This is a genomic window from Sulfurospirillum sp. E15m, from assembly GCF_059415145.1.
This window is the reverse complement of sequence record NZ_JCAHZS010000011.1, coordinates 18,054-35,721: the sequence shown is the minus strand read 5'-3', so window position 1 is coordinate 35,721 and position 17,668 is coordinate 18,054. Positions and strand designations below refer to the sequence as shown.

Annotated in this window: 22 protein-coding genes; 14 read left to right on the top strand and 8 right to left on the bottom strand. The window is 39.4% G+C overall.

The annotated features are described in order from the left end of the window. The first annotated feature begins 2 nt into the window (after positions 1-2). Genes AC5SLP_RS13165 through AC5SLP_RS13155 form a run of 3 tightly spaced genes read left to right on the top strand, consistent with a single transcriptional unit; the run spans position 3 to position 2,604 of the window. Positions 3-887 (top strand): DMT family transporter, encoded by an 885-nt coding sequence (locus AC5SLP_RS13165; RefSeq protein ID WP_495255624.1) that lies wholly within the window; start codon positions 3-5, stop codon positions 885-887. Then, positions 884-2,215: an allophanate hydrolase gene (gene atzF / locus AC5SLP_RS13160; RefSeq protein WP_495255623.1), complete on the top strand. Its 1,332-nt coding sequence runs from the start codon at positions 884-886 to the stop codon at positions 2,213-2,215. Before AC5SLP_RS13165 ends, atzF begins: the two co-directional genes overlap by 4 nt. Beyond that, complete coding sequence (locus tag AC5SLP_RS13155) at positions 2,212-2,604, top strand: allophanate hydrolase-related protein (RefSeq protein ID WP_495255622.1); 393 nt, start codon at positions 2,212-2,214, stop codon at positions 2,602-2,604. The genes atzF and AC5SLP_RS13155 overlap by 4 nt, the downstream gene beginning before the upstream one ends. A gap of 38 nt (positions 2,605-2,642) precedes the next feature. Here AC5SLP_RS13155 and AC5SLP_RS13150 read toward each other — a convergent pair whose 3' ends face one another. Next, positions 2,643-2,999: a response regulator gene (locus AC5SLP_RS13150; protein WP_495255621.1), complete on the bottom strand. Its 357-nt coding sequence runs from the start codon at positions 2,997-2,999 to the stop codon at positions 2,643-2,645. A gap of 84 nt (positions 3,000-3,083) precedes the next feature. Between AC5SLP_RS13150 and AC5SLP_RS13145 the strand changes: the two genes are divergently transcribed. From AC5SLP_RS13145 to AC5SLP_RS13125, 5 genes are all read left to right on the top strand, one after another. Further along, positions 3,084-4,061: a DNA adenine methylase gene (locus AC5SLP_RS13145; RefSeq protein WP_495255620.1), complete on the top strand. Its 978-nt coding sequence runs from the start codon at positions 3,084-3,086 to the stop codon at positions 4,059-4,061. A 48-nt stretch (positions 4,062-4,109) separates the two neighbouring features. Then, positions 4,110-4,367 carry a hypothetical protein gene (locus AC5SLP_RS13140; protein WP_495255619.1) on the top strand — a complete coding sequence of 86 codons (258 nt, stop codon included), beginning with the start codon at positions 4,110-4,112 and terminating at the stop codon, positions 4,365-4,367. Between the two features lie 182 nt (positions 4,368-4,549). After that, positions 4,550-5,638 carry a transglutaminase-like domain-containing protein gene (locus AC5SLP_RS13135; RefSeq protein WP_495255618.1) on the top strand — a complete coding sequence of 363 codons (1,089 nt, stop codon included), beginning with the start codon at positions 4,550-4,552 and terminating at the stop codon, positions 5,636-5,638. A 3-nt stretch (positions 5,639-5,641) separates the two neighbouring features. Next, positions 5,642-5,974, top strand: coding sequence for a mercuric transporter MerT family protein (locus tag AC5SLP_RS13130; protein ID WP_495255617.1), 333 nt, complete (start codon positions 5,642-5,644; stop codon positions 5,972-5,974). Further along, positions 5,971-6,246 carry a heavy-metal-associated domain-containing protein gene (locus AC5SLP_RS13125; protein WP_495255616.1) on the top strand — a complete coding sequence of 92 codons (276 nt, stop codon included), beginning with the start codon at positions 5,971-5,973 and terminating at the stop codon, positions 6,244-6,246. The genes AC5SLP_RS13130 and AC5SLP_RS13125 overlap by 4 nt, the downstream gene beginning before the upstream one ends. A 43-nt stretch (positions 6,247-6,289) precedes the next feature. Here the strand turns inward: AC5SLP_RS13125 and AC5SLP_RS13120 are convergent, their stop codons facing one another. Beyond that, a complete protein-coding gene (locus AC5SLP_RS13120) occupies positions 6,290-6,721 on the bottom strand; it encodes a hypothetical protein (RefSeq protein WP_495255615.1) in 432 nt (143 codons plus the stop codon). Positions 6,722-6,914: 193 nt separating this feature from the next. Here AC5SLP_RS13120 and AC5SLP_RS13115 point away from each other — a divergent pair, with 193 nt between their 5' ends. Together AC5SLP_RS13115 and AC5SLP_RS13110 are read left to right on the top strand one after the other, a co-directional pair. After that, a complete protein-coding gene (locus tag AC5SLP_RS13115) occupies positions 6,915-7,541 on the top strand; it encodes a LysE family translocator (RefSeq protein WP_495255614.1) in 627 nt (208 codons plus the stop codon). A 71-nt stretch (positions 7,542-7,612) separates the two neighbouring features. Further along, complete coding sequence (locus AC5SLP_RS13110; protein ID WP_495255613.1) at positions 7,613-8,146, top strand: hypothetical protein; 534 nt, start codon at positions 7,613-7,615, stop codon at positions 8,144-8,146. A gap of 83 nt (positions 8,147-8,229) precedes the next feature. Here the strand turns inward: AC5SLP_RS13110 and AC5SLP_RS13105 are convergent, their stop codons facing one another. Together AC5SLP_RS13105 and AC5SLP_RS13100 are read right to left on the bottom strand one after the other, a co-directional pair. Further along, the gene (locus AC5SLP_RS13105) at positions 8,230-9,954 is read right to left on the bottom strand and encodes a DEAD/DEAH box helicase (RefSeq protein WP_495255612.1); all 1,725 of its coding nucleotides are present in this window, start codon (positions 9,952-9,954) and stop codon (positions 8,230-8,232) included. A gap of 236 nt (positions 9,955-10,190) precedes the next feature. Further along, the gene (locus tag AC5SLP_RS13100) at positions 10,191-10,805 is read right to left on the bottom strand and encodes a DJ-1/PfpI family protein (protein WP_495255611.1); all 615 of its coding nucleotides are present in this window, start codon (positions 10,803-10,805) and stop codon (positions 10,191-10,193) included. 209 nt (positions 10,806-11,014) lie between these two features. On the opposite strand from AC5SLP_RS13100, the gene AC5SLP_RS13095 reads away from it, so the two are divergent. From AC5SLP_RS13095 to AC5SLP_RS13080, 4 genes are read left to right on the top strand one after another with little or no spacing between them, the layout of a single operon-like run. Beyond that, positions 11,015-11,962: a CsgG/HfaB family protein gene (locus tag AC5SLP_RS13095; RefSeq protein WP_495255610.1), complete on the top strand. Its 948-nt coding sequence runs from the start codon at positions 11,015-11,017 to the stop codon at positions 11,960-11,962. After that, complete coding sequence (locus AC5SLP_RS13090) at positions 11,949-12,293, top strand: hypothetical protein (protein WP_495255609.1); 345 nt, start codon at positions 11,949-11,951, stop codon at positions 12,291-12,293. Before AC5SLP_RS13095 ends, AC5SLP_RS13090 begins: the two co-directional genes overlap by 14 nt. Beyond that, positions 12,290-12,658, top strand: coding sequence for a DUF4810 domain-containing protein (locus AC5SLP_RS13085; protein ID WP_495255608.1), 369 nt, complete (start codon positions 12,290-12,292; stop codon positions 12,656-12,658). The genes AC5SLP_RS13090 and AC5SLP_RS13085 overlap by 4 nt, the downstream gene beginning before the upstream one ends. Then, a complete protein-coding gene (locus tag AC5SLP_RS13080) occupies positions 12,658-13,701 on the top strand; it encodes a DUF799 domain-containing protein (RefSeq protein WP_495255607.1) in 1,044 nt (347 codons plus the stop codon). The genes AC5SLP_RS13085 and AC5SLP_RS13080 overlap by 1 nt, the downstream gene beginning before the upstream one ends. A gap of 38 nt (positions 13,702-13,739) precedes the next feature. Here the strand turns inward: AC5SLP_RS13080 and AC5SLP_RS13075 are convergent, their stop codons facing one another. The 4 genes from AC5SLP_RS13075 to AC5SLP_RS13060 all read right to left on the bottom strand — a co-directional run bounded on the left by AC5SLP_RS13075 (position 13,740) and on the right by AC5SLP_RS13060 (position 17,621). Then, positions 13,740-14,972: an ArsS family sensor histidine kinase gene (locus tag AC5SLP_RS13075; RefSeq protein WP_495255606.1), complete on the bottom strand. Its 1,233-nt coding sequence runs from the start codon at positions 14,970-14,972 to the stop codon at positions 13,740-13,742. After that, positions 14,969-15,652 carry a response regulator transcription factor gene (locus tag AC5SLP_RS13070; protein ID WP_495255605.1) on the bottom strand — a complete coding sequence of 228 codons (684 nt, stop codon included), beginning with the start codon at positions 15,650-15,652 and terminating at the stop codon, positions 14,969-14,971. Before AC5SLP_RS13070 ends, AC5SLP_RS13075 begins: the two co-directional genes overlap by 4 nt. Positions 15,653-15,690: 38 nt before the next feature. Next, complete coding sequence (locus AC5SLP_RS13065) at positions 15,691-16,836, bottom strand: PAS domain-containing protein (RefSeq protein ID WP_495255604.1); 1,146 nt, start codon at positions 16,834-16,836, stop codon at positions 15,691-15,693. Positions 16,837-16,901: 65 nt separating this feature from the next. After that, positions 16,902-17,621 (bottom strand): thioredoxin domain-containing protein, encoded by a 720-nt coding sequence (locus AC5SLP_RS13060; RefSeq protein ID WP_495255603.1) that lies wholly within the window; start codon positions 17,619-17,621, stop codon positions 16,902-16,904. Positions 17,622-17,668 lie beyond the last annotated feature (47 nt).

The window sequence follows — 17,668 nt, the reverse complement described above, 5'->3', positions numbered from 1 at the left end:
GCATGATGAAAGCCTATTTCCCCGTTATTGTTTTATTTGGAGCTTCCATTTTATGGGGACTTTCATGGATTCCACTCAAAGCCATCAATGCGATGGGCATACAAGGTATTACGCTGAGTTTAGGAGCGTATGGCATCATCGCTTTGGTCATGAGTCCACAACTCTTGAGGCAACGCAGAGTCTGGTGGAGCCATCGCAAAGTGATGTTTTTCATCGCACTCTTTGGCGGAGGGGCAAACCTTGCGTTTACCTATTCGCTCATCAATGGTGAAGTTATACGCGTTATGGTGCTCTTTTACCTTTTGCCCGTATGGGGCGTTTTAGGGGGCTACTTTTTTTTAAAAGAGCGTATAGATAGATGGCGTTGGTTTGGGGTTGTTGCGGCAGTTTTAGGAGCTTTTTTCATTTTAGGCGGCTTTAAAATCTTAGAGGCGCCCCCATCGTGGATTGATGCGTTAGCGCTTCTTTCGGGACTGTTGTTTGCGCTCAATAATCTGCTGTTTCGTTTTGCGCAAAATGTTCCCGTGGCATCTAAAATCGGAGCGATGTTTTACGGTTGTTTTATCTTAGCGGGACTTTTACTCTTAGCTCATGTGGAGCCTTTCCCTATGAATGTCGGGATAAATGCGTGGGGAGCGCTTGGGTTGTATGCCCTGCTTTGGTTGTTGCTTGCCAATATCGGTTCGCAATGGGGCGTGACCCACATGGAAGCAGGGCGTTCGTCCATTATTATCATTATGGAGCTGATTACCGCAGCCATTTCGGCAACCATCATTGCGGGTGAAACGATGGAGAAAATGGAATATATCGGTGGATTTTTAATCCTCAGTGCGGCGCTCATTGAAGCGGTGCGAAACCAAGAAGATGAGACAAAGGAGAGAGAATGACACTTTTACATGTAAAGCAAAATTACGCTCAAAATGCGTGTACACCACGAGAATTGGTGCAGCAGATTAAAGAGCGCATCGCGCAGTTTTCAGACAACCCTATTTGGTTATATGTGTTAAGCGATGCAGAACTAGAGCCTTATTTAACGAAACTTGAACAAGCTTCGGTGGAAGATTTGCCGCTTTACGGTGTACCTTTTGCGATTAAAGACAACATTGACTTAGCGGGCATTTCTACCACGGCGGCGTGTCCGGATTTTACCTATGTGCCAGAGCGATCTGCTTTTGTGGTTGAAAAACTGATTGAAGCGGGAGCGATTCCCATCGGCAAAACCAATCTTGATCAATTTGCCACAGGACTTGTGGGTACGCGTTCACCGTATGGGGCATGCCAAAACAGCATCGACAAACGCTTTATTTCTGGGGGTTCTAGTTCAGGCAGTGCGGTGAGCGTTGCGCTTGATATGGTCGTTTTTTCTTTAGGAACCGATACAGCAGGTTCGGGCAGAGTGCCTGCGGCGTTTAATAATATCTTGGGGTTAAAGCCTAGTAAAGGGCTTTTAAGTACCTCTGGCGTGGTGCCGGCGTGTCGCAGTTTGGATTGTGTTTCGATTTTTGCTAAAAGCACAGAAGATATGATGGCCGTTTTTAACGTAGCAGCTTCGTACGATGCGGAAGATGTTTACAGCCGAAAAATGCCTGTGAATGCTAAAACGTTTTCATCTTCGTTTCGTTTTGGCGTGCCCAAAGCCGAGCAGTTGGCTTTCTTTGGCGACTTGGAAGCTAAAGAGCTTTTTTACCACGCTATCAAAGCGTTTGAAGATCTTGGAGGAGAGAGGGTTGAAGTGGATTTTTCTCCTTTTTTAGAAGCGGCAAATCTGTTGTACAGTGGGCCATGGGTCGCCGAGCGTTATGTTGCCATCAAAGAGCTTTTAACGAAAAATCCTCAAAGCCTTATGGAGGTTACACGCACGATTATAAGCTCAGGAGAGAGCAAACGTGCGAGTGATTATTTTGAAGCAGAATACCAACTCAAAGCCTATAAACGTCAGAGTGAAAGGGTGATGGAGCGTGTTGATTTTATGCTGACGCCTACGACAGGAACGATTTATTCCATCGATGAAGTGAATGCCAATCCAATAGAGCTTAATACCAATTTAGGCTACTACACCAATTTTATGAACTTACTTGATTTTTCTGCCTATGCCATTCCTGCGGGCAAACGAAACAATGGTCTGCCTTTTGGGATTACCTTATTTGCCAATGCCTTTGAAGAAGAAACATTAATGTATTTTGGAGCACATTATTTACACAAGGAGACATTATGAAACCGACCATCTTACTCGCGGTTTGCGGCGCGCATATGCAAGGCTTGCCACTCAATCATCAATTACTCGGTTTAGAAGCACAGTTTGTCAAAGCCTGCAAAACTGCCATTGGATACCGCCTTTTTGATGTTCCAGAGAAAATACCGCCTCGCCCAGGGATGATTAAAGATGCCGCAAGTCCTTATGCGTTGGAGCTTGAAGTATGGGAAATGCCATTGGAAAACTTTGGTGCGTTTATGGTGCAAATCGCTTCACCGCTATGTATCGGTACGGTTTTTTTAGAAGATGGAAGCTCTGTGTATGGCTTTTTATGCGAAAGCGACGCGCTTAAAAACGCTCGTGAAATCAGCGAATACGGTGGGTGGAGAGGCTATCTTGCGGCAAAATAAAGCAGACTTCCTTTTGATGGGAAGTCTGGCATTAAGCTTTAAACAATCTCTTTGAGCTTTTCTCTCAAGACATAAGCCGTAAAAGGTTTGACGATGTAGTTATTAACGCCTTCTTTAATGGCACTAATGACTTCGCGTTTTCCTCCTTCTGTGGTGACCATAATGATGGGTATGTCTTTGTACGCTTCCATTGCACGAATGTGTCGTACCAATTCCAATCCGTTCATTTTTGGCATATTCCAGTCTGTCATGATGGCATCAAATTTTTGATCTTTGATCTTTTTGAGAGCATCCAGACCATCTTCTGCTTCTGTGGAACTATAACCAATCGTTCCTAGGGTGTTGCACAATATTCTGCGCATGGTTGAGCTGTCATCAACGACTAAAAAATGCATAATTGTCCTTTTCAAATGTCTTTACATGTAAAAAGCAAAAAGTGTTCTACTTTTGCTATGATTATAAAAAAATCGGGGAAAAATGTGAATTATATTGGTTCAAAAGCAAAGCTTCTGTCCTTTATTCATCAAACGATTCACGATTATGTCGGAGAAGACCTCTCTCAAAAAATCTTTTGTGACCTTTTTGCAGGCAGTGGCGTGGTCGGCTACTCTTTCAAAGATGAGGTGCAATTTCTTATCAGCAATGATTGCGAATATTACAGCTACGTACTCAATCGTGCTCTTTTACAAAGTGGTGTTATTGAAAATAGAGCGTTCATTATTGACTCTTTGAATGCATTACCGCTTCAAAAAGGGCTGATTTATACCCATTATTGTTTGGCTAGCGGTAGTGGACGTAACTATTTTTCAGATGTCAATGCCCAAAAAATAGATGCCTTGCGCCAAGGCATTGAAAATTATCGTAACGATGAGATGCTTTATTTCTTTCTACTCGCTTCTTTATTGATGAATGTCGATAAAATAGCCAACACCGCATCGGTTTACAGCGCTTTTTTGAAAAAATTAAAACCGCTAGCAAAACAGTCACTTACGCTAGAAGCGCTGCCTTTTGAGCCTTGTGTTAAAGAACATCGTGTGTATTGTGAAGAAGCCAATCATCTTATTGAAAAGATTGAAGGAGACATCCTCTATCTAGACCCGCCTTACAACAGACGCCAATACGGTGCAAATTATCATCTGCTTAATACCATCGCTTTATATGACACCTTTACTCCCAAGGGAAAAACGGGGGTGAGGAAGTACGAAAGTTCCTCTTTCTGCAAAGAAAAAACAGCGCTTGGTGCATTGGAAGATATTATTGCTAAAGCTAAGTTTCCTTATATTTTTCTCAGTTACAATGATGAAGGCTTGATTCCTCAAAAATCACTTGCTTCAATGATGCGACTCTATGGGCGTTATGAGAGTGTAAAAGTGCCGCATAAACGCTTCCACGCCTACACAAATACACTGCAAAAAAAAGAGATTAACGAGTATATTCATATTATAGAAAAGTTTTAGAATTCACGGTGTAGAATGCGACATTTATTTTGAGAAAGGAGAGAAAAAATGTTTAAAAAATTGTCTTTGATTGCCGTGATGATTGCATTCTTATCCAATGGTGTTTATGCAGAAAGCGATACGACTTCCGCTACCGCTACGCATAAAAAAACCGTCCATAAAAACGATACATCTAAAAAAACAACAACTGCTAAAAAAAACGTCAAAAAAACAACGAAAGTTGCTAAAAAATCAACGAAAAAACAAACAGTTGCATCTGCAAAGAAAAAACCTAAAAAAACACAAAAAAAACAAACCATCGCTTAATATTTAAAAGCTCTTATAGTTTTTTATTATAAGAGCTTTTAGCACTTTCTTAAGCTTTATCTCTGTACAATTTACTCCATACACGATATCTAAGGCTTAGATAAACATAATTGTAAAGCTTCTTTTTCTACTCTTGTGTTCTAAAACTTCGTGTCAAACAACATTCCCTATAAGGATTTTTTATGCAACGACGTTCATTTATGAAAGGGTGTGTAGCACTGGGTGCAAGCACAATCATTTTACCTCAGGTATCTATTTTAGAGGCGAGCGAGCCAAAAAGTAAAACACGTACTTTTTACGTCAAAAATAGCTATAACATTCAACATGAAAATAAAAATGGTTTGACAAAATTATGGGTTCCGCTTCCACAAGAAACGGAGTATCAAAAAGTGAGTGATTTTAAATTTAATTCCAATGCCACCAAAGCTTATGTGACCGACAAAAATGAGTATAAAGCACGTACACTTTATGTCGAATGGAAAGAGGGCGGAGAGAAACTTTTAGAAGTGATGTACACGGTGACAACCCATGAACGCAGTGTCGATTTAAGGAAAGCAACCGCTTCAACAAAATATCCAAAAGCGGTCACAAAATATTTAAAACCAACCGCGCACATTCCAACCAGTGGTAAAGTGAAAGAGTTAGCCCTTAAAATCACAGCTACTTCTAAAACACCGCTTGAAAAAGCCAAAGCGATTTACCTTTGGGTGACTGAAAATATGTACCGCGATAACAGCGTTGTAGGTTGTGGCGTGGGTGATGCAGGCAAAGCGATTGAAAACAACATCATGGGCGGCAAATGCACCGACATCAGCTCTGTTTTTGTAGCGCTTCTAAGAAGCGTGGGTGTGCCGGCTCGTGAAGTGTTTGGTATTCGTTTAGGCAGTTCTCGTTACTCAAAAGCATGCGGAAGCAGCGATGAAAAAGGGTTGGCGAAAATCACGGGAGGCGAGCATTGTCGAGCGGAATTTTACCTTGATGGCGCGGGTTGGGTTCCATGCGATCCTGCTGATGTTACCAAAGTCATCTTAACCGAGAAAATGACATTGAACGATCCCCTTGTGAAAGAAGTCCGCGAATACTTCTTCGGCAACTGGGAAATGAACTGGATGGGCTACAACCATGCGCGTGACTTCGTGCTTGCTCCAACCCCAGCGCAAAAACCACTCAATATGTTTGGCTACCCGTACGGCGAAGTCGAAGATGACGTCTTAGACTACTACGCACCAGCGGCATTTGCATACAGTTTTGTCTCACAAGAAAAACTCTAAGCGATGAAAAAAGAGATTCTAGGCGTACTCACAGCGCTGCTCTCAGCTCTTGCCGCCACGGCATGCTGTCTGCCACCTTTGCTGTTTTTACTCTTTGGAATCTCGTTTGGATTTCTAAGTTTCTTAGAAGTCCTCACCCCGTTTCGCATACCGCTCTCTTTGTTATCGCTTTTTGTTTTGTGGCTTTCATGGCGAAGTTACGCGCATCACACCTTTACATGTAATCCTCAAAAGAGAAAGCGCTACTTGTGGTTTTACTCGATTGTTTTAGGGATAATTCTAGTGATTTTACTGTATCCCGAAGTGGCGAATCTTTTTATAGGAAATGACGAATGAAAAAATGGTTGATTTTGCTTTTACCTTTGATGCTCTTCGCTAAAGAAGAAGTGGTCATCAAAGTCGCTGAAATGCACTGTCCTTTGTGTACCACCGCAGTCAAAAAAGCACTCAAAAGTGTGGATGGCGTGGAAAATGCCAAAGTAACGTTAGAGACAAAATTAGCGGTGGTCGTTGCGAAAGATGGCATCGAAGATAAGACGTTTTTAGAAGCGGTGAAAACGACGGGGTATGAGGGCGTGATAGTGTCTCGTAAGCATTTGAAAGAGTAGGCAGTTTTTCTTTACATGTAAAAAATTTATTGCTTTACTTTTGTTAAGATTTAAAATGATACAAACCAGCTTCTTTGATTATTGGTGACAAGTTTTCAACGCTATAATCATCATAATACCAAATTAGATATGTATAGTCCCAACTTTCTTCAATTACACAATTTAAAGATGGAATTAATAATCTATCAAATTTATCACCAGGTTTGTTCATTGCATTTTCATATGTTAAGATAATTAAATCCACAGATTGTAATAGTTGTATAGAAAAATCATTTTTTATTTTATAAACTTCATATTTTTTAAATATTAATCTAAGCAATTGATTAAATTTATCCCATTCCTCAATGGTAACTTCATCAAGTTTATACAAGTTTTCAATTCCTAACCAAGAAGACCACAATGTAATTGCTTCTTTTTTGCAATTAGGATTTGGCTCAAAATATGTATTATAAAATTTTCTAATATCTATATTCAACTATAAACCTTTCGTATAAGAAAATTTTTTGGAACAAAGGCTATTCTTATTTTCATCTCTATATATAAGATTCTAAAGAAATCTTATCAAAAAAACCATTTAAACAACCTCTCTTATATCCCTATCCACATTTGCGTGCTAAACTTTCACTAGCCAAAATTCTGGTGAAAATTTTTACATGTAAAGGCACATTATGGGTGAATATGCTTTTCTTTTAGCGATAGCGACGGTATTTATGTTGGGGACGATGAGTCCGGGACCTAGTTTTATCTTGATTGCCAAAACGGCTGTTTCCAAGTCTCGCAAAGAGGGGTTTGGGGTGGCGATTGGTTTGGGAATGGGCGCGGTTGTGTTTTCACTGTTAGCCATTTTTGGACTTTATGCCATTTTAGAAACCGTGCCTTTTTTGTACGGCGCTTTAAAAGTAGCAGGAGGCATGTACCTTGTCTATTTGGCCTATAAAATGTGGAAGTACGCCGCCACGCCGTTAGACACCAAGCTCAGTTTAGAGCACAAACCAAAGAGTTTTTTCAAAGCCGTTTTATTTGGTTTTGCCACACAAATGAGCAACCCCAAAACGGCGATCATCATCGGAAGTATTTTTGCCGCTTTGCTTCCAAAAGAGGTACCGCCTTTTGGAACGCTGTTTATTTGCCTTATTGCGTTTATCATCGATGTTTCGTGGTACTCGTGTGTTGTAGGACTTTTATCGACACAAAAAGCGCAAAAAATCTATTTGCGTGCTAAGAAGCACATCGATAGAATCGCAGGAAGTGTACTGGGGATTTTAGGTCTTAAATTAGCGCTGGATAGAGCGTAGTTACGAGTGCGAAAAAAAGCAAAGAGGGGTTACGGTACAATCTTCCGTAAATTTAGCATACAAGGTTTGATATGAAAAAGATACTATTGGGTGTGTTGGCGCTTCTTGTCGTTGCGGCGGGAGTGCTGTTTTTATTGAAAGGTAAAGATACCTATGAGGGGCATACCTCTTCGGCGTCGCTCAGCGATGGGCTCAATGTCGGCTCGACGATCTCGTACACGCTTTTTGATCAATTTGGCAAATCGCATACGCTGGATGATTCGATTCATACGCTCATTTTGGTATTTGCAAAAGATACGGGACATGCGGTTAAAGCGTTTCTTGGGGCGCAAAGTACGGATTATCTTAGCGTTCATCATGTCGCATTTGTGGCGGATATCAGCCCGATGCCTGTGGTGATACGCAATACATTTGCACTTCCTGATCTTAAAACGCAACCTTACAGTGTCAATCTCATTTTAGATGAGACGATTGCTAACTCTTTGAAAAAAGGGGCAAAAATAGATGGCATTACGGTGGTAACACTGAAAAATAAACAAGTTGAAAAAGTGGCGTATGTTGAAACTGCTGAAGCATTGAAAGCGATGATCGAGAAGGAAAATTAAAAGAGGAGTGATGGCGTGAGTTTTTCACGCCACCTTATTAAAACCAGAGTCTAGCCTCTTGCGAAGCCAAACGTTAGACGTTATTAGTCTTTTTTGTATGCGTTTCTAGGAGCTGAACGTGGCGCGCGTCCTGCGTCAGAGCGTGGAGCACTGGGTCTATCGGCTCTTGGTGCGCGTGGTGGTCTGCTATCTCCACTATCACGGTTGCCTTTGTAGCCACCTTCGCGTGGTGCTGAACTGCTTCCCTCTTTTGCAAATGGGTTACGGCTTTCGCCTCTAGGTGCGTCACCTCTTGGAGGACGAGAATCTCTGCTACCACCATCACGTGGGTTTGAACCTTTATATCCACCGCCATCGCGTGAACCAGAGTTACCTCTATAACCGCCACGTCCGCCATCGCGTGAGCTAGAGTTCCCTCTGTAACCGCCACGTCCGCCATCACGTCTGCCACGGCTGTTGTCGCGCTCTTCGATGTTTCTCACAACATTTTCCAATGTTTTTTTGTCTAATCCGATTTTATCGGGACCGACAGGTGTGTTTTCTTTAAGTAAATTAGAGAGTAGTTTAAGTGCGATTTGCGACATATCCATCTCTTCTTCAAGAATTAAAAGAAGTTTTGAAGCGTTTTCATTCAGTTCGGCATTTTTGATTTCATCGGCGATTTTTACGAGCTTGTTCTCTTTCACATCACGTAAGCTTGGAACCATTCTGTGCTCCATTTTAGAGCCCACTTTTTTACCAATGCGTTGCATAGAGTGAAATTCGATTGGGGTTACCAAGGTAATCGCTGTTCCTTTTTTACCTGCGCGTCCAGTTCTACCGATACGGTGAACATAACTCTCTGGATCAAACGGCATATGGTAGTTAAATACATGGGTGATGTCAGCGACATTGAGACCACGCGCCGCAACGTCGGTTGCCACGAGGATTTCAATTTGTGAGCTACGAAACGCTTTAATAACGCTCTCACGTTGGTTTTGTTCCATATCGCCGTGTAAGCCTTTTGCCGCATAACCCACTGCCATGAGTTGGGTTGAAAGTCTATCGACTTCTTTTTTGGTACGGCAGAAAACGATGGATTTTTCAGGCTCAAGCGCATCTAAAAGACGAATCATCGCATCATCTCTCTCATATTCATTAATCACATAGTAAAGTTGTTCAATGTCTTCATTGGTCGTGTGATCTTTTGGCGTAATGCTGACAAATTTTGGCTCATGTAAGATTTTGCTGGCAAGGCGTTTGATAGGATCAGGCATGGTTGCTGAAAAAAGAAGGGTTTGACGCTCTTTTGGAAGGTAAGTAAAGATCTCTTCGATGTCTTCTAAGAAGCCCATATCAAGCATCTCATCGGCTTCGTCCAAAACAACCATTTTAGGTGAAAAACCAGGAAGTCTGTCATTTTTAAGAAGGTCTAGCATACGACCCGGTGTTGCTACGATAACGCTTGCACCTTTTTCGATAAGACCAATTTGTCTGCTGTAAGAGCTACCACCGTAAATCGTTACCGTTTTAATGCCGCAAAAACGACCCAATGAGTAAAGCTCGTCGCTGACTTGGGTTGCAAGTTCACGTGTTGGGGTGATGACCAAAAGTTGCACTTTATTCAGATGTGCGTCAATCATACTCATAGTTGGGAGACCAAAAGCAGCTGTTTTACCGGTACCTGTTTGTGCTTGTGCGACAATGTCGTTACCTGCTAGAACTAAAGGGATTGCCTCTGTTTGTACGGGACTTGGCTCTGTAAAGCCTGCCTCTGTGATAGCTTTTAGAATATCTTGGTGGAGACCAAAGGATTCAAATGTTTGCATGTTTTATTCCATTATTATAAATTTTTTCAAAACAAAACTAACGTGCGGCTAGGCACAAACTCATGTACATAAAAATTTTAATGGGGAATCAACCCGTCAATATCGTATGCAAAAACCTACATACTCACTGAGGATTTCTCAAATCTGGTAGGTTTTAGGTGAAGTTCTCTGTTTCTTAATGAAGTCTTGAAATTAAGGGCATTATAGTGGAAATAGATTAAAAGGAGGTTAATGTTTTAGACTGGTTTAGTCTCATTCCAATCGTAGTCCATCTGACGAGCCGTATTGAGCGCTAGTTCGGAACTAATGAGGCGCTTAACTAAATACAAACTCATATCAATTCCTGCAGATATTCCACCGGATGTGACAACCGAGCCTTCATCAAGATACCGCGCATCAGGTTTTACATGTAAAGCAGGAAACATTGCTTGAAGCTCATCACTATCTTCCCAATGTGTTGTCACGTTTTTATCGTTTAATAATCCTGCTTGCGCCAATAAAAAAGCGCCCGTGCAAATGGAAGCGGTAATCGTCGTATAAGAAGAGGTCGTTTTAATCCATGAAATGACATCGTCATCTTCAAGTTCTCGTGTCACAACGCCACCAGGAATAAGCAATAAATCGGGTGTCGGATGAGAGGTAATCGAATAATCAGGATGCAGTTTAAGCCCAGCTCTGGCATAGATAGATTTTTTTGTTTTCCCAATCGTAAAAACTTCAAAAGGAAGGTTCTCCAATGACGAAGTCATTTTATGAAAAACTCGTGACGCTGTCGTAAACACTTCATAAGGGCCTGCAAAATCCAGTACTTCAACATTATCAAAAATATAAATCCCTACTTTTAAAGCCATGAAAGATTCCTTTTCATCAAGTACAATTAATGTGATAAATGTTTAATATATTAACAAAATCTAGTGAAAGCATACACTATTTTTATAAATGGATAATATTTTACTCTTTTTAAAGCGAATATAACATATGGTTTGTTCATACTTATTTTATAAGTATTAATATTAATTCTGTTCTAAATATTTATAATTTATCACTAGGGGGCAATATTATGGTGAGGAAGAATTTAGTTTTTGCAGTGATGATATCTGCAATTTTTGCAGGTTGTACGACAACTACGCCGACTGTCGTTAGCGTTGAACAACCTACGGCTTTACAGCCAAAAATAACAATACCGGAACAACAACCTGTATTAAAGCGTAAAGTAGCAATTGCACGTTTTGGTAATGAAGCACAATATGGAAAATCTGCACTTTTTGGTTTAAATAATGATTACAATGCTGAAAAACAAGCTACAGATATTCTCTCAGCGAAATTAACGCAATCAGGCAAATTTATTCTTTTGGAAAGAAGTGATCTTGATAAAATTAATAAAGAAATTCAATCTTTTAATTTAGAATCTATGAATATCGGGGCTGATTATTTGATTGTTGGTTCGATATCAGAGTTCGGGCGCAAGAATGTCTCTGATACAGGTGTTTTCTCTCGTTCAAAAATTCAAACAGCATATGCAAAAGTAAGTGTGAGACTTATTGATGTAAAAACCGGGCAAGTTGTTTTTGCACAAGAGGGAAGTGGTGAGGCTGAAAGTGAGGCTGGGAGCTCATTTGGTCTTGGAAAACATGTAGGGTATGACTCAACACTTAATGATAAAGCCATTTCAGCAGCCATTAGTAGTGTTGTAGATGGTATTATGCAAAATTTATTAGCAAAACCTTGGCGTTCTTATATCTTATCAATAGATAATACTAATGTTATTATCGCTGGTGGTGCTAAGCAAGGGCTAAAAGTTGGTGATACCTTTAATGTCTATGGAGCAGGACGAAAGATAAAAAATCCACAAACGGGCATGATGATGGAATTGCCTGGCATGAAATTAGCTGAACTCCGTGTGATAAGCCAATTTGGATCAACAGAAACAGATGAAGGATCAATTTGTCAAATTATTAATGGATCAATTTCTAGTTCTTCGATAAAGGATTATTATGTACAAAAGTAAAATCATTTTCATAATTTTAGGATTGTTTTTTTTGGCGGGTTGTGGTTACAAGCAAACGGTGACCCAATATAGAGATGTTGGATATTTAAAATTCATCAAATCCTCAAGTACAGGATATAAAGTGGTTGTGAATGATAAATATCAATTTTTGCTTGATAAGTGTATATCAAATCAAACGACAGGACAATGTCAAGATACGACATCTGATAAACTATTTGAGGTGAGCAGTGGTGCAATTACCGTGAAAATATATGACGATAATCAAAAAATTATTTATGAAGAAAATCTTTATCTAGGATCAAATACTACTAAGGAGATTACATTACCATGATAAAAATTAAACATATTGTATTCGCCACGAGTGTTGCTACATTATTTGCCGGTTGTGCAAATGCTCCTCAACCCCCTCTTTACACATGGAATGATTATGTTAAAAGTTCAACACGCTATGGTATGGAAGGACAGAATAAAGAAGTTGTAGAACAACATAGTGCTGAACTTAAAAAAATTATTGATGATTCAGCAAATAATAAGCAAAGAGTTGCACCAGGGTTATGTGCTGAATATGGTGAATTGCTATTTGAAAGTGGAAAAAAAGAAGATTCAAAACAGTATTTTATTTTAGAAAAAGCAACTTATCCTGAATCAACTAAGTTTATTGATCAGGTAATGAAAAAACTCTATGGAGAAAGCTAATGAAACGATTTATAGCCCTTTTATATGTATTGATTATTCCATTTTTTTTCACAGGTTGTGGTCAAAGCATTTCTCAGATTACAAAAAGCGAGTTGTATCCTAAAGTCTATAGCCATCATCCAAAATCAATTTTGGTGCTTCCTGCTCGTAATACAACAACATCGGTTGATGCAACTGACCATTTTCGCTATACGATCACGAAACCACTTGCTGAGCAAGGCTATTATGTCTTTCCTGTTCACTTAGTTGATGCTTTCTTTAAAAGTGAAAATATAAGTGACCCTGAGATGATTCGCAAAATTCCTGTATCAAAACTAAAGGAAATTTTTGATGCTGATGCCATCTTATATGTTGATATTAATACATGGGATACTGGTTATACTGTTTTTAGCAGTAATGTAGATGTCGGCTTATCTTTCTCTTTGATTGATGCTAATACGGGCGAAGAAATTTGGCAAAATAATTCATATGCATATTCATATCAAGGGCTAGATGGCAATAATGGTCTTGCGGGATTAATTGTCTCTGCCATAACCACAGCTGTTAATACGGGAACGGATTATACGGCGTTAGCCTATACTGCAAATACTGCAGGGGCAAAGCAACTACCTGAAGGTTTTTATGGTCGTTCATATCAAAAAGATGTCAATGATAAGATCGGGATTATGGATAGTGCATCTTTGGAAGATAATAGGTTATATGTGAGCGCATATTTTATTTATGGGCTCAAAACAGAAGGCAAAATTCCTTTAACAATTCTTCGATATCAAAAAGGTTATTTCGGCTTTCCTGTTAATAACTTGAATGCATTTAAACATAATGGATACTCTAACTATTATGTAACTCAAGAAATTAATGGTAAAAAATTCTTAAGAAATAGATTTTTCCAATATGAAAATGGATTTCCATATTTATTGGCAAATGGTAAAAAAGTATTTGTTATGACAGAAACTGATGGGACAATCCCATACAGCGAAGATAATGGAAGATTTTACTTCCAAATAGAACACATTGTTGATCTTAAGACGCAAACGAACTCATAAATGTGATCAATAAAAGAGATAGATTTTTTCTATCTCTTTTATGACAAGAATGAAATTACAAAATAATTTGTTTCATTTTCATGCGTATAGGCTAAACGCATTCCATGCAAGCGAATGACGTGCCATGTAATGAAGAGTCCAAAACCAAGTCCGCGTGAGCTTTTTTGCTTTTTGCCTTCTAAAAAGTAAGGCTCAGCATACCGTTCCAGTGGAAATTCCAATGCGGGTGCTTCGTTTGAAATCGTAATGGTCGTCGTATTATTACAAATTTTGACTTTATTGTTGGTTGCGTAGTTGATACCGTTGTCTAAAAGATTTTTAAGTGCTACGCCAAACAGTTCAAAATCAACGTTGAGTTCGGCGGGCGTGAGATTGAGTGTAATTTTATCTTTTTTGTCATCTAATAAATCCAGTGCAAAATCAACCACATCTTCAATATGATACTCTTTGATATCAAGCTTTAATTCATCGGCACTCAGTTTTTCAATACGCGAGAACTCTTCAATCAACGCTTCTTGGCGCTTAAAAACATTTTGAAGTATCGTGGTATAGGTCATGTCTTCAATCATTTCTGCCGCTAATTTTCCCTTTGTAATGGGCGTCTTAAGCTCATGCATGATATTGCGTAAGAAGAGCTGTCGGGAGTCGCGCAACGATTTTATTTTTGCCACGGCTGCGTCAAATTCATTAGCAAGTGCGGCAATTTCGTCGTGTTTCTTACTTTTACATGTAATCTCATAATTTCCACTCGCAAAATCTTTGATTTGTTCACGCAGTGTTTTAAGCGGAAGAATACTGCGAATGATGCCAATATATAAGAAAATGACAAAAGCGATGGTTAAAAATGGAAAAAAGATGCGTGGAAACAGCTCTTTTTCAAAAGGCGTCTGGAAAATAAGATGCTCTTTGTCCCGTGATAAAATCGTATAAATATGCATCTCATAAGGGATACAATCGAGTCCAAAATGAAAACGCTCTTCCATTCGTTTGATAGGAAATGGTTTGGGAGGTCTGGGTTTGGATAAGAGTGTGGCGATAAGTTTTTCATCACTGATAAGACGAAATCCCATCTCTTCCATTTTAACAAAATCAAGTTTTTGCGAAGGTCTATCAAATGCAGATCGCAACGCAACATGCGAATAATCCATCATCATTTGCATGTCTCTGTTTTTTTCATGCTCCGAAATGGAGAAAAAAACAGCCGCGATGCCCAAGAGCGCCAATGCAAAAATGAGGGTAATGCGTGCGATAATCGAATGGTACCATCTCATGCTTGAAGCCTATACCCAATCCCTCGTATAGAATGAATGAGCTCAGGCTCTTTAGAACTTTCCCCCAGTTTTGCGCGAATACGGCTGATGAGAACATCTAAACTTCGGCTCTCATTCTCTTCGTTCAAACTGAGTGATTGGTTCAGTAGTTCCGTACGAGAAACGACACAATTATTTTTTTTGATGAGATACGCAAGCACTTCGTATTCTGCGGGTGTCAGAGCAAGCGGTATGTTGTGAAATAAAATCGTATGGCTCTCATCTTTTAAGACGAGTATAGAGCTATTGGCTTCTTCTTCGTGTGCAAAATGGCTTTTTTTATAGCGTCTTAAAACACTCATGATACGCGCGTAAAGTTCTTTAGGCTCATAAGGTTTGGGTAAATAATCATCGGCTCCTAGTTCCAACCCTATGATTTTATCTTCCAAATCGCTTCTAGCAGAAGAGATGATAATCGGTATATCGCTTTTAGCGCGGACTTCTTTGCAGATTTCCAGTCCATCCATACCCGGAAGAGAAAGGTCTAAAATTAAGAGGTCATATTTTGTTAGGCTCAGGGCGCTAATGCCAAGAAAAGGGTCATCGTAATTGGTCACAGTGATATTGTAGCGTTTTAAAAAATTACAGAGGATTTCTGCTAATTCAATATCATCCTCAATCATTAGAAGATTGGGTTGCATCGGTCTATCCTTAAAGTTTTTCTGCAACAATGATACTCCTAGACTTTGAACGATTTGTTAATATTGTAACCGCAGATTAATTTCTCATCGCCTGAATCAATGAGAAATTTATAGAGCGTAAAATGTTCCAGCATCCCCTCTTGTGTCGGTAAATCTAAAGCGTGTTCATGGATACCTTCATAGAGGCTGAGTCTATCAGTTTCGGCAAGCATTTGGGCTGTTTTTGTATCAAATAAGTCTGAGGCTGTTTTGTTTTTCCACGTTTTAAATCCTAAAAATTTCTGATACGCTTGATTCATATACAAATAGTGCCCTTGAGCATTTTTAATAAAAGCAAGGGCGGGTAAAAATTCAAAAAAAGCGATAAATCTAGCATGTTCCTCATTTAAAGCCATTTCTTGATTTTTTTGCTGGCTGATATCTCGTAGCGTTCCTACCATACGAATGGCTTGGTCACTTTTGCCTCGTGTCACTTTTCCTTTAACTTTTACCCATTGTAAAGGCTCACTTTGGCGAATGCGATGTTCGACAATGAAAAAATCAGTCTTGCCATCAAGGTGTGCTTTGAGGCGTTCATTCACCAGTGCCATATCTTTTGAATGCACCAAATTAAGCCATGAATTAAGCGACGAAGGTGTTTCATTGGCACTGTAGCCCATAATGCTTTTCCATTTGGGCGAGTAAAAAACAACATCGCTTTTCATATCCCAATCCCAAAGTGCTTCATCGGAGCTTTCTAATGCCAACTCAAACCGCTCTTTTTGAAGCAGCAGCGCATTTTTACAGTTATGTAAAGAATGCACATCTATAATCAGCGCTAAAAAGTCATTGGGAAGTGAGCCTGTATATAAAAGAGGCGTTGTATAAATCTGTACACGCTTTGTAATAGCATTATCAAACATCACTTCGTGTGAATGCTCGCCGCTTTTTGGAAGATTGGAAATGAGCTTGATGCACTCTTTGCCAAAAGAACCAAAAGCGTGTTCAAAGGCCTTGTTGCAGACAATATTCTCTCCTTGTTTATACACAAGAGGAACCATAATGCCGTTTTGGATAATCTCTTCTTCAATACAGAGCGAAGCTTTTTGTGAGAGTTGTGTATAGAGGGCTTGAAGCCTAACATAGAGAGTAACAGCGATAACGAACAAAAAGGCAATAATGGCAAGAAGGATAACCGAAGACATGCCAACCTCTTTATAATGAGAGTTTTATCTCGCCCCAAAAAAAGGGCGAGATATAGGGGTGATGTTTATTTTAAGAGCTCTTTTTCTTTAACGATAAAGGGAACACCTTTGATGCCGGCACCGAAATATTTTGTTTTTAAATCTTCAATGCGTGCAATCTCTTTGTCACCAATTTTTTGATCGTATTTGACATTTTCATCGTAGTATTTGTGTAGAATTTTCAATTTTTCAGCATCGCTTTTCACTTTGGCGATTTCATTGTAGATAATAAAAGATTTTTCCAACGATGAGCGCTCATGAACAGGTGTGAAGATAAGCTTTAAATTGTTGGTGGTGAGGCGTTGCTCAACTTGAGCAAGTTCTTGTCTGCAGTAAGGACATTCAGGGTCTGTAAAGACAACCAATGTCTCTTTTTTAGGGTCATTTCCAAGAGTAATGATGTTCTTTTTATCCTCTTTTTGGTACAAAGGAGCGAGTTTCTTTTGAAGCTCTGCCATCTCCATCATCTCTTTGATACTTCCACCTTGTTTGATGCTGATAATATCTGGGAAAATCAGATCATCTTTTGTGAAAATACTTAATTTTTGAGAACGTTTACCATCGCTAAGGTTGAGGGTAACAAAATCCATTCCTTCAATGCCATCGACTTTTTGACGGGAGACGACTTCAATCGTAATGTTTGGTACTTGAATCGTTGATTTAAAATGTTCAACAATCTCTGCGTCGGTTGCTGCAAAAAGTGTACTTGTAAGAAGTGCAACAAGCCATAAAAGTTGTTTTTTCATTCATTTTCCTTATAGTATGACAGAAACTAATCTGCATGAAATGTTAG

Bases quoted from the DNA above. Each gene is read 5' to 3' on its own strand.
- AC5SLP_RS13165 (WP_495255624.1), top strand. From the start codon at position 3: ATGATGAAAGCCTATTTCCCCGTTATTGTTTTATTTGGAGCTTCCATT.
- atzF (WP_495255623.1), top strand. From the start codon at position 884: ATGACACTTTTACATGTAAAGCAAAATTACGCTCAAAATGCGTGTACA.
- AC5SLP_RS13155 (WP_495255622.1), top strand. From the start codon at position 2,212: ATGAAACCGACCATCTTACTCGCGGTTTGCGGCGCGCATATGCAAGGC.
- AC5SLP_RS13150 (WP_495255621.1), bottom strand. From the start codon at position 2,999: ATGCATTTTTTAGTCGTTGATGACAGCTCAACCATGCGCAGAATATTG.
- AC5SLP_RS13140 (WP_495255619.1), top strand. From the start codon at position 4,110: ATGTTTAAAAAATTGTCTTTGATTGCCGTGATGATTGCATTCTTATCC.
- AC5SLP_RS13135 (WP_495255618.1), top strand. From the start codon at position 4,550: ATGCAACGACGTTCATTTATGAAAGGGTGTGTAGCACTGGGTGCAAGC.
- AC5SLP_RS13130 (WP_495255617.1), top strand. From the start codon at position 5,642: ATGAAAAAAGAGATTCTAGGCGTACTCACAGCGCTGCTCTCAGCTCTT.
- AC5SLP_RS13125 (WP_495255616.1), top strand. From the start codon at position 5,971: ATGAAAAAATGGTTGATTTTGCTTTTACCTTTGATGCTCTTCGCTAAA.
- AC5SLP_RS13115 (WP_495255614.1), top strand. From the start codon at position 6,915: ATGGGTGAATATGCTTTTCTTTTAGCGATAGCGACGGTATTTATGTTG.
- AC5SLP_RS13110 (WP_495255613.1), top strand. From the start codon at position 7,613: ATGAAAAAGATACTATTGGGTGTGTTGGCGCTTCTTGTCGTTGCGGCG.
- AC5SLP_RS13105 (WP_495255612.1), bottom strand. From the start codon at position 9,954: ATGCAAACATTTGAATCCTTTGGTCTCCACCAAGATATTCTAAAAGCT.
- AC5SLP_RS13100 (WP_495255611.1), bottom strand. From the start codon at position 10,805: ATGGCTTTAAAAGTAGGGATTTATATTTTTGATAATGTTGAAGTACTG.
- AC5SLP_RS13095 (WP_495255610.1), top strand. From the start codon at position 11,015: ATGGTGAGGAAGAATTTAGTTTTTGCAGTGATGATATCTGCAATTTTT.
- AC5SLP_RS13090 (WP_495255609.1), top strand. From the start codon at position 11,949: ATGTACAAAAGTAAAATCATTTTCATAATTTTAGGATTGTTTTTTTTG.
- AC5SLP_RS13085 (WP_495255608.1), top strand. From the start codon at position 12,290: ATGATAAAAATTAAACATATTGTATTCGCCACGAGTGTTGCTACATTA.
- AC5SLP_RS13080 (WP_495255607.1), top strand. From the start codon at position 12,658: ATGAAACGATTTATAGCCCTTTTATATGTATTGATTATTCCATTTTTT.
- AC5SLP_RS13075 (WP_495255606.1), bottom strand. From the start codon at position 14,972: ATGAGATGGTACCATTCGATTATCGCACGCATTACCCTCATTTTTGCA.
- AC5SLP_RS13070 (WP_495255605.1), bottom strand. From the start codon at position 15,652: ATGCAACCCAATCTTCTAATGATTGAGGATGATATTGAATTAGCAGAA.
- AC5SLP_RS13065 (WP_495255604.1), bottom strand. From the start codon at position 16,836: ATGTCTTCGGTTATCCTTCTTGCCATTATTGCCTTTTTGTTCGTTATC.
- AC5SLP_RS13060 (WP_495255603.1), bottom strand. From the start codon at position 17,621: ATGAAAAAACAACTTTTATGGCTTGTTGCACTTCTTACAAGTACACTT.